This is a genomic window from Vibrio sp. Vb0667 (assembly GCF_033391095.1).
In genome coordinates, this window is the sequence record NZ_JAWPOL010000005.1 from 172,320 (window position 1) to 183,355 (window position 11,036).

Consider the following 11,036-nt stretch of genomic DNA (forward strand, 5'->3'; position numbering starts at 1 on the left):
TTTAATGGGTATCAAACGATGATTAATTTGGTTGATACTTCATGTTAACAACCGACCATTCGTAAAGTGATTTCGGGTAACCATATTCGCCTTTCCCGTAAATGACATTTGGGTCGGCATAGAATCCACCTTTATTCGTTGCTAAAAATTCACGAACCCCACGACGGTAAGTAATCACAGGTGCTACTAACTCATACTCTACCTTTTCCATCTTCGAGTCATCAATTACTAAGAACCGAGTCATACGAATCGTGCTGCCGTTGGTGCAGTACCCTGGGTCATCATAGTCAATTGCTTCAAAAGGCTTGAGATCATCTTCGAACAGCTCTGATGTACATCCATCAAATCGAGCTAAGTGTACCCACGCTCCTTTTATTAGAGTTTGGTCATCGTTACCCACCGGCTTGAATGCAAGTAGTGCAATCTTACCTTTGCCGTATAGTTTCAATTCTTCGTCCGTTGGCTCACGCACTGAACGAACGTTCATCAAACCAAACTCACTTTCTTCTAAGTTAGAAAACTCACGTGCATTTAGCGTGCTAAACAATACTGTTTGTTCAGTTTCAAGCAATGTATATTGATCCGCAACACCTTCATCTGCAAAGCTTAGATACAGCTGGACTTTCTTACTTTCCAACGCTTTGTAATCTCGAGATTCTCCTTCAGAAACGTCGAGAGAAATCCAACGTCTTTTTACTGGCGGGAGGTCAAGTAACGTCAGCTCTTCCTTATCAACATCTAATGAAGCGACTCCTTTAATTGTTGAGCTGGATATTTGATAGCTGCGGTTTCCTATTGGTGTACCAAAGTCTAGCTTAACCTTTTTAAATGGTTCAAATTCCACCTTCATTGTAGAAGCACTTAAACCAGGGTGATTCGCTTTGTTAATAGTGCCATTTACGACGATTGTTTTAGCTTTGTAGTTGCGTCCAGTAAGAGTAACCTCTACTTGGTACTCGCCTGCGTGCAAAATCTTCAAACGCCCCGTATCAGGGGAAACTAGCTCGACCACAGGATCTTTTTGGTTAATAAGACGGTAACTTGCCTTCGCAGTCCCACCACTCATCACTGGTGAGATAACACTACCAGCGGAGAATTCTACCGTTGGGTAAGTAACCGATACAGGGTTTGTGCCTTGTTTAATCGTGACCGAGAAGCTACTTTCACCCGGATCCACTTTGTCGTCCCCCGCATCCGAAACAATAATTTTTGTGCTACCCGCGTTAAGAATTTGCATGGCCCCCGTTTGGCTGTTTAAGGAAACTACATCTGTTGCTGCGTTGTCTGCAAATCGGTACGTAACTTCCCCAACCGTACCAGAGATTTTCGGCGCAACAAATGTTTGGCCAACCTTCCAAATCTCTTCCACATCGGATTGAACTTCAATTCGGCTCGGCGCACTCAAAATTGTCACGTAGACTTTTTGATCAGGACCAACAGTATAATTCGCGCTCTCTTTTCTGCGCACAGTTAGCGTCGCTTTACCCGCTTTATACACATGGAGACGTCCTTCACTAAAACCACCGACAACATCTGGTGCGGTGTTATCTACAATCTCAATTTGCTCGTCAGCACTCAAACCAAAATCACGATGAAGATCAAAACTGTATTTGTTGCTGTATACAACGTCATAATCGTGCGTTGCCATGGGTTGGCCTTCAGCCTTTGCAACTTTAATGACGACATTAAATTGAATAGGTTGGTAGAACTCCCCACCATCGTCTTCAAACTTAAGGTCGTACTCACCCGCAGTCACTACCTCCAACTTGCCGTCAGTCATTCGTAAGCCATTAGGTAAGCTGCTAACTAGATTTACGTTACCTTTTTGCCCTTTAAACGCCAGAGGGATTGAAAGATTTGGTTGATAGGTAAGCGGCATTTCAATGTCTTTTATAACGGGATGAGGCGCGCGATTAACTTCAAGATCAAAACGAGTTTTGCTTGCAGGATAATTACGCATGTCATGCTCGTAAATTTCCACTTCAGCAGCACCAACACCTTTGATCAGTAATGCTTCACCATTTTCAGTTTTAGCGACAACGTCTTCACCACGAATGATTCTCAGCTCATAGTCACCGTAGGCGTTCGTCACCTTAGGGAAAATTCGTCCACCTTCCTCATAAGTTGTGACGATATCCGCTGCGCTGATTTCTTGACGCTTGCCTTGTTTTACATCCACAAAAAATTGCGCTGTTTGCTGTTTATCCAGAAACGCGTCGCTGTAAGTTGCTGTCGCTTCAACCGTTAATTGCCCAACATTATGAACAAGAAGCAAACCCGTTTCAGGGTCTAGCAACTCGGCCACCTTGCTGTCTGGTACGCTATTTATGATTTTGTAAGAAATACGTTGCGTTTGAGCTTTATCTAAACGCACTGGTTCTAACGTCAACCCTTCTCGATACTCGTCTTCAAGCAAAGCGAACTGTAATTGCCCCGGAGCTACTGCATGCAGTTTAACCGTAGCGCGAACTTGTTTCGGCAAGTAAAAGTCGTTACCTGAATCGGTAATCAGCACCGATGCCTGACCAACTGAACCTAATGAATATACCGAACCGTTCTCATCAACACGAATCAAGTTATGACCACTTTCTACCTCATAACTCAGTTCGCCTTTTTGGCCACGGACGATCAACGCTTTTCCTTCTGACTCAATCGCATTGAAATTCAGATCACTCACTGAAAGTTCAGTATTGATGCCTCGCTCTACAGTGACAGAAAATCTTGCTTCAGAAGATTCATAAGCAGAGCTACTATCTGTAGCAAGAATCGTCGCCGTTCCTGGGCGCAGAATTTGTAGTATTCCTGAGTCATTAATTTTCACGACATTTGGCGGATTAGAGTCAATGACTTGGTAAGATACCGACCCATGTACATTGCTCAGTTTTGCTTCAGTAACCGTTCCCACTCCTTCAAACTTCAACACCGTGTCTTCCACTTTTAATTGCGGACGGTTCTGCTTTGTTACCGTAGTTGGTGTCTTCGTATTGTTCGGCTTAGAGTCTCCCCCACCGCCACAGCCAGCGAGTAAAGCTGCGAGAAAAAGCAAATAGTAATTTCTGTTCATTTTTAGTAATACTTTGTTACATACAAGATGGGGCGATAATAATACGATGTTTTATTAATCACTATCCCCATTTTTGAGTACTTTATTACTTAAGTAATTGCTACTGTATTAATCCTAAAAACAAATACTCAAAAATAGCGACCAAATTACATGAAAACACAAAAAGCAAACGTTTAAATCAAACTCTTCCATTAATTTAGTAAAAATTAATATTCAATAAAATAAAACATGAAAAAGAAAGAGAAAAAATTGCGTTATTTTTTCTTTCATTATGATGTATAGGATTAATGGACTGTAAAAACAAATAGTTAATGAAAAATAGAAGAGAGAATAAATATCGTTTATATTTGTAAAAATCTGGCAGGAAATAGTTTTAAAAGCATAATCAAACTACCTTTTAACATTTAAAATACTAAAAGGTAGAATTAACATTAGATAGAATTCTTATAGGGCGAGTTATTTTAGGATTGGTAACTCTGTTGTGTATTTAATGGACTCCATAGCAAATGTTGAAGTCACATTAGATAGCCCTTTTACACTATTAACTAACCGCTTATAGAATTCGTCAAAACACTTCATATCTTTGACTAGTACTTTCATCATGTAGTCATACTCGCCAGCCATACGATAAAACTCCATTACCTCAGGAAAGTCACTCACAGTTGTAACAAAATGGTGATACCAACCTTCGGAATGATCAATCGTTTTTAACTGAACAAATGCAATGAAAGATAGCTCGAGCTTTTCTGCACTTAACAACGCCACGCGTTTTTCGATGTAGCCCTCTTCTTCCAACCTTTTCAAGCGCTTCCAGCATGGTGTTGTAGTAAGATTGACTCGCTCAGCCACGTCATTTAATGACAAGGTGCTGTCGGTTTGTAGTAAAGCAAGCAGCTGCTTATCTATTCGATCTAAGCTCATTTCTATAAAACCCATAAAATGTAGAAAGTTTTTCTACAGATATCTTTATTAAGAGTAACAATAGCAAAGTTTTTCTCGGAAATTATAGATAAATTATCCCTATCTAATACTTATCTATCGATTTCCCAAGGAGAGACGCCATGTGTACTGACCACAATTGGATCAACAATGCAGTGCGTAAAATTGAAGCAGACTTCCAACGTTCTGCTGATACTCACTTATTTAAACTCGAACTACCTTCTCTTGATGGTATCGATATCTATCTAAAAGATGAGAGTACGCACCCTACAGGCTCTCTTAAGCATCGATTGGCGCGCTCATTGTTTCTTTATGCTATTTGTAATGGATGGATTGGTCCTGAAACCACTGTAATCGAGGCGTCCTCAGGCAGCACTGCCGTTTCGGAAGCGTATTTTGCGCGTTTACTTGGCTTACCGTTCATTGCTGTTATGCCGAAAACCACCGCACGTAAAAAGATTGAACAAATTGAGTTTTACGGTGGTAAAGCGCATCTTGTAGAGCGCTCAGATCAGATTTATGACGAGTCTCGACGCTTGGCTCAAGAGCTAAATGGTCACTACATGGACCAGTTTACTTATGCTGAACGTGCGACTGACTGGCGCGGTAACAACAACATCGCGAACTCTATCTTTAGCCAAATGGAGTTAGAGGATCAGCCGATTCCTAGCTGGGTAGTGATGAGTCCTGGAACAGGCGGCACATCAGCAACCATTGGCCGTTTTATTCGTTACCAAAAATACGACACTAAGCTTTGCGTGGTAGACCCTGAAAACTCAGTGTTTTACGACGCTTTCCAGTCAGGAAATCACTCATTGAAAGGCGATACTGGCAGCAAAATTGAAGGTATCGGGCGACCACGTGTCGAACCAAGCTTTATTGCTGGTGTCATTGATGAAATGCGCAAAATTCCAGACGCAGCCAGTGTGGCAACCGCCCATTGGGTATCTCAGCTGATTGGACGTAAAGTCGGCGCATCAACAGGCACCAATCTTTACGGTGTGCTGCAATTGGCTTGTGAGATGAAACAACGCGGTGAGAAGGGTTCTATCGTGACGCTTCTATGTGATTCTGGAGAGCGTTACCTAGATACGTATTATGACTTAACATGGGTAAAAGAGAACATCGGCGATATTCAACCTTACTTAGCTCAACTCGAAGTCATTCAAGCAAAAGGTTGCGTTGAGCCAGCTTGTTGCGGCTCAACTAACGCTTAACGTGCAAACTGGACTTTAAAAAACAGCCCAACTTCATGCGGGCTGTTTTTATCGCTGGGTTTTACTTTTTCTGGCGCGCTTCAAACGCAGCCAATTGTTCTGGCGTTGCCGCTGGTTGATGATTTTGTTTCCACTCATCGTAAGTCATGCCGTAAACACGTTCGCGAGCGTCATCAATATCTAAATCCAAACCGAGATTTTCAGCCTCAGATTTATACCATTTGCTAAAGCAGTTGCGACAGAAGCCCGCAAGGATCATCAGATCGATGTTTTGTACGTCTTTGTTGGCATCTAAATGCGCCAATAAACGGCGAAATGTCGCCGCGTCTAACTTATCTTGTTCTTCTTGAGTCAAGTTTTTATATTTGAATTCAGCCACTTTCCTTTCCTTCTCTCTTATTTGACTAGCTTTCGTCACCATATCTAGTTAGTTGGTAGTCATGAGTAAGAAGTATGCTTTAGCGCAACAATTCCCATTCTAAAATCACTACCTTTGATAAAAGCTGATATGATAGTTACCACCCATCCTATTGATTAAATTAACATTTAAACAAATCATTACAACGGTCTTTTACCAAGGTTATCGTCTAGTTATGAAAAACGCCATTCTATTATTGTCTACCTTGACCATTAGCGTGCCAACTTTAGCTGCTCAAGAACAAGCTCATCAATCTTATTTTTATCTAGGTACTGGTAACGTTGGTTTTGATACACCGTACTTCGGCTCGGATAGAGACAATGAGTGGTCAACACCACATATCACAGTTGGCTGGGGTTACCATGTAAACCAATACCTCGCGTTTGAAGGGGTTCTGCGCTATTCACAAAATGAACTTAAGAACGATGCTCTAAAAACTGACTTAGATCTTCACTATTACCAAGCAGGTATGTCTGCTGTTGTAACGAGTGATGACTTAGGCGATACGCCACTATCACTATTCGGTCGCGCAACAGCGCTTGGCACTCAAGCCGAAATGTACGTACCAAACGAACAAAAGGTCACAGATGACTCAGGCGCACTATTCAACATCGGTGTTGGCGTCCATTGGGATATGAGTACAGATATCTGGTTACGCGCAGAGTACATTTATAATGTCGCAGATATGGGTTTTGAAGATTTTTACGACAGCTACGAAGGTGTACAAATCAGCCTAGGGAAACGCTTCTAATCGAACGCTTCCGAGCTAACTTTAAACCGATAAAGAGAAGCCGAGGTTATTACCTCGGCTTTTATGTTTTAACGTTTGATTTAAGGGTGCGCTATACGGCCCTTCGTATCATGGCTAATTGCTTTGTTTAACTCTGCTTCTACATGACCTGGTGCTTGTGTTTTCGCCGAAATCAATCGGTACATTGCCGGGATAACAAACAAGGTCACCAATGTCGCAAACCCCATCCCGAAAAAGATTACCGTACCCACGGCAATACGGCTCTCATAACCCGCCCCTGTCGATACTATCAACGGAATTGCGCCAGCAAGTGTGGTAAACGCAGTCATCAAGATTGGACGTAGACGTCGCGCAGCTGCATCAATGATCGCTTTTTCAAACCCAACGCCACGATCACGTAGCTGATTGGCAAATTCTACGATCAAAATACCGTTTTTCGTCACCATACCAATCAACATGATCATGCCAATCTGGCTATAAATGTTCATACCTTGGCCCATAATAACCAAACCAAGGAAGCCACCAAATACACCCATCGGCACCGTAAACATGACCACTAACGGGTTTACGAAGCTTTCAAACTGAGCCGCCAACACGAGATACGCCACTAGTAGTGCCAATGCAAACACAACAGCAACACTCGCTTGGTTCTCTTTAAAGTCTTTCGACTCCCCCGAATAACTCACCGAAATGTCACCCGGTAAGTTGTCGATGGCTTCCTGGTCTAGGTAACTCAGCGCATCTCCTAATGTATAACCTTCCGACAGGTTGGCAGTAATAGTGATGGACTTCTGTTTGTTGTAGTGAGAAAGACGAATAGAGGCCGCCACTTCTTCAATTTTTGTGACCGCATCTAACGTCACTAGCTGACCGCTATTCGTGCGCAGATAAATCTGACTTAAATCTGCAGCATTATTAAAGCTATTTTCATCACCGCGAAGATACACATCGTACTCTTCGCCACGCTCAACATAAGTCGTTTCGCTTTTACCACCGAGCATGATTTCTAGGGTGTCAGAAATGTCTTTAACACTGACTCCTAGCTCTGCGGCACGCTGTCGGTCAACTGTAACCAATAACTCAGGCGTTTTTTCCGAGTAATCTATCTCTGCTCCTTCCATCATTGGTGATTCTTCTGCTTTGTTCTTTAGCATTTCAGCCCAAACAACGAGCTCATCGTAATCAGAGCCGCCTAATACGAACTGAACTGGCTCACTCGAACCACCTTGGAAACCTGGCATAAATGGGAACACTCGAACATCTGGGATACCCGCCAATTCTTTCCGTACTTTGTTAAGGGCTTGCTGAGCCGTGATATCACGTTCGTTCCAATCTTCTAGAATCATGATCACAAAGCCTGTCTGGTCTCCTGCCTGGCCACCAAACGCTGGCGTTTTGATACTGAATGACTTCAGATAACCTTGCCCTAGTAATGGCATCAATCGGTCTTCGACAATATCCATATTGGCTGACATACGATTGTACGACGTAGCATCTGCACCGCGCACAAACGCGAATATCACACCGCGATCTTCTTGTGGGGTCAGCTGAGCCGGTACCTGATTCATCAAGAAATAGCTACCGCCCAAACAAGCTAGAATCACCAGCGGAGCAGCCCAACGTACTTTCAATGCACCTTTCAATAATGCGCGATAGCCACTCTCAAGCTTGCTAAACAAGCGATCAACCGCTTCATTGAATCGATTTGGTTTTACATTCGCTTTCAAAATCTGACTACCTAATACAGGAGTCAGCGTCAGGGCAATCAAAGAGGAGAATATGACCGACATAGCCAGCAATACAGAAAACTCTGTAAATAGTAGACCTACCATGCCATCCATAAAGGAGATCGGTAAGAACACCATCACCAGCACTAATGTTGTTGCTATAACAGCAAAACCAACCTCTCTTGTGCCTTTATATGCGGCGAGTAATGGCGATTCACCGCGTTCAATATGGTGGAAGATATTCTCTACAACCACAATTGCGTCATCCACCACCAAACCAATCGATAATATCAACGCCATCAAGGTGATCAAGTTGATAGAAAACCCAAAGTAGTACGCGGCAATGAACGAAGAAATCAGAGAAACAGGTACCGTAACCGCAGGAATTAAGGTTGCACGAGCTTGGCCGATGAAAATGTACAACACCAAAATCACCAAGCCGCCCGTGATAAATAGCGTGCTGTACACCTCTTCGATTGAACGCTCGATAAATACTGTCGCGTCGTAATCTATCGCAAGACGTGTACCTTCTGGTAAGAACTTCTGGATGTTATCGACTTCAGACCTAACCAGCTTCGCAACCTCTAACGGGTTTGCGTCTGACTGCGGTACCACACCAAGACTGATGTTTACTACACCATCACTTTTGAAGGTTGAGTTTTCGTTTTCTGCACCAATGAAGACATCTGCTACATCTTTTAAATAGATAGGTGTATTGTCGCTTGCGCGTTTAATGACAAGATATTGAAAATCTTCAGGCGTGTTATAAGTACGAGCCGTACGCACGGACATTACCGTTGAGTCGTTGCGAACTTCACCACCTGGGCTTTCTAGGTTCTCACTTCGTAAAGCTGATGTAATGTCCGAAGCTGTAACTGAACGTCCAGCCATTAGTTCTGGCTTAAGCTTCACGTACATGACCTTGTACAAACCACCGGAGAGATCAATGGAGCTAACCCCAGAGATCAGGCTAAAGCGGTCCATCAATACACGTTCGGCATAATCGGTTAATTGAGTACGGTCCATCTCTGCAGAACTGAGATTGATGTAGAGCGATGCCTCTCCCGAGCCATTGTTCTTATAAACAATAGGGTCATCCGCTTCATCAGGTAGCGAGCGCTGAGCACGAGCCACGGCATCACGCACGTCGCTCACACCTGTGTTGAGATCGTAACCTAACTCAAACGTGATCGTGATACGCGACATGCTGTTACGAGTAGTGGAGCTAATTTCATCAACTCCACTGATCCCAGAAAGCTGGTCTTCCAAAACGGAGGTAATTTGGCTTTCAATAATAGTCGCAGATGCACCCTCATAACGCGTACTGATAGAAACGACTGGGCTTTCTATATCAGGCATTTCACGAACGGCTAATTTGGTGAATGACACAAAGCCAAACACACACAACAGCATGCTCAGAACTAACGCCGCGACAGGGCGTTTAACTGAAACGTCGGACAGTAACATTAGTTTTCTTCCTCATCCGATTCACTGTCATTGCGTGTCACATCCGTGGTGTTCGCTTTTAGTGGCGCGACAATTTCTTTCACTTCGACACCATCACGCATGTTAACAATGCCTTGAACCACAATCTTGTCACCAATCTCAACACCAGATTCGATCACCACCTCGTTACCAACACGAGCACCTAGCGACACTTCTTGACGAGTAGCTTTGTTGTTTTCATCAATTACATATACAAAACGTTTAGTTCCGGAGTATTCAAGCGCTTGAACAGGAATGATTGGCGCCTTAATAGCAGGAAATGCTAGTGAAGCGTTCATCAACATGCCCGGCTTCAATTGATTTTCTGGGTTATCAAACTCAATACGCACGCGAAGATTCAGTGTTTCGGCGCTGATACGCGTATCAATACCTGTGACTTGACCAGTAAAGATCTGGCTACCCCATGCACTGGTTTTAGCGATGACTTCCATACCAATAGAAAGCATCGATAAATAGCGCTCCGGTACTTGTAAATCCAGTTCCATGACGGAAAGATCATCCAACGTCAAAAGTTCAGTACCCGCACTGACCATTTTGCCGCGGCTAAAATCGATAAAACCAACAGTGCCAGAAAATGGAGCAGTAATATGGAGATCAGCTAAATTGGCTTGAGCAGCATCTAGCCTCGCTTGTGCTATTTCAACACTGGCTTTTTGTGCATCGATTTCAGTTTGAGTAATCGCATTCCGCTTAACCAAACGTTGGAACTCTTTTAACTTACGCTGTTCATCTTTTAGATACGCCTTTGCCTCAATCAAAGCGGCTTGAGCCTTATCGTCATCTAACTTAATTAATAGCTGGTCTTGCTGGACATTTTGATTCGCTTTAACAGCGATTTGATTCACTTTGCCGGCGACTTCCGATGCGACAACCACAGACTCCGCTGCCTTTAATTTGCCGATAAGAGTTAAGGATTGATTGATCTCGTGCGTTTCTACTTGTTCAGTCACAACGGTAACCGCTGAGCCTCCTCGCATCGCAGCGCAAACCGATGGAGAACTCAGTAATATAGAAAGCGTTAAAACAGATAACGATAACGTGGCTTTCATGCTCATGATATTGACTTCTAAACGAATAAACTTATGTCATTAAACTGCTTACAGTTTATCAGTAGATACGGTGTTTAACGTCAAGTAGTGTAAATTCAAGTAAAAAGCGCGCTTCTCTTCTGTTCAAAGGACAAACAAAACGCTGACTTTCTACCATCTTTGCCCAAAAAGACAGCATTCAACGTAAAAACGTAAGAAAAACGCTTTACAGCCTGAGCGAGTTTGCTATGATTCGCTCCGCACTTGGGAGATGAGTTGGGAAAACATCTTACTAAGTATAAAAATCCTCTGGAGGGGTTCCCGAGTGGCCAAAGGGAGCAGACTGTAAATCTGCCGGCACTGCCTTCGATGGTTCGAATCCGTCC

7 protein-coding genes and 1 tRNA gene are annotated in these 11,036 nt (G+C 43.2%); 3 read left to right on the plus strand and 5 right to left on the minus strand.

Annotation, left to right across the window (positions count from 1 at the left end; translation table 11 throughout):
- Positions 1-22: 22 nt before the first annotated feature.
- A complete protein-coding gene (locus R8269_RS08805) occupies positions 23-3,064 on the minus strand; it encodes a cadherin repeat domain-containing protein (protein WP_171345286.1) in 3,042 nt (1,013 codons plus the stop codon).
- 456 nt (positions 3,065-3,520) lie between these two features.
- Positions 3,521-3,985, minus strand: coding sequence for an Lrp/AsnC family transcriptional regulator (locus R8269_RS08810; RefSeq protein ID WP_025998626.1), 465 nt, complete (start codon positions 3,983-3,985; stop codon positions 3,521-3,523).
- 140 nt (positions 3,986-4,125) lie between these two features.
- On the opposite strand from R8269_RS08810, the gene R8269_RS08815 reads away from it, so the two are divergent.
- Positions 4,126-5,220, plus strand: coding sequence for a PLP-dependent cysteine synthase family protein (locus R8269_RS08815; protein ID WP_213910963.1), 1,095 nt, complete (start codon positions 4,126-4,128; stop codon positions 5,218-5,220).
- A 61-nt stretch (positions 5,221-5,281) separates the two neighbouring features.
- Here the strand turns inward: R8269_RS08815 and R8269_RS08820 are convergent, their stop codons facing one another.
- Positions 5,282-5,599, minus strand: coding sequence for a DUF1244 domain-containing protein (locus R8269_RS08820; RefSeq protein ID WP_005378586.1), 318 nt, complete (start codon positions 5,597-5,599; stop codon positions 5,282-5,284).
- 214 nt (positions 5,600-5,813) lie between these two features.
- On the opposite strand from R8269_RS08820, the gene R8269_RS08825 reads away from it, so the two are divergent.
- Positions 5,814-6,389 (plus strand): porin family protein, encoded by a 576-nt coding sequence (locus tag R8269_RS08825; protein ID WP_047100886.1) that lies wholly within the window; start codon positions 5,814-5,816, stop codon positions 6,387-6,389.
- An 80-nt stretch (positions 6,390-6,469) separates the two neighbouring features.
- On the opposite strand, the gene vmeF is transcribed toward R8269_RS08825, so the two are convergent.
- Both vmeF and R8269_RS08835 read right to left on the minus strand, forming a co-directional pair.
- Entirely contained in the window at positions 6,470-9,583 is a 3,114-nt protein-coding gene (gene vmeF / locus R8269_RS08830) for a multidrug efflux RND transporter permease subunit VmeF (protein WP_318222511.1), read from the minus strand.
- Entirely contained in the window at positions 9,583-10,677 is a 1,095-nt protein-coding gene (locus tag R8269_RS08835; protein ID WP_005389959.1) for an efflux RND transporter periplasmic adaptor subunit, read from the minus strand. Before R8269_RS08835 ends, vmeF begins: the two co-directional genes overlap by 1 nt.
- A 292-nt stretch (positions 10,678-10,969) precedes the next feature.
- Between R8269_RS08835 and R8269_RS08840 the strand changes: the two genes are divergently transcribed.
- Positions 10,970-11,036 (plus strand) — tRNA-Tyr (locus R8269_RS08840).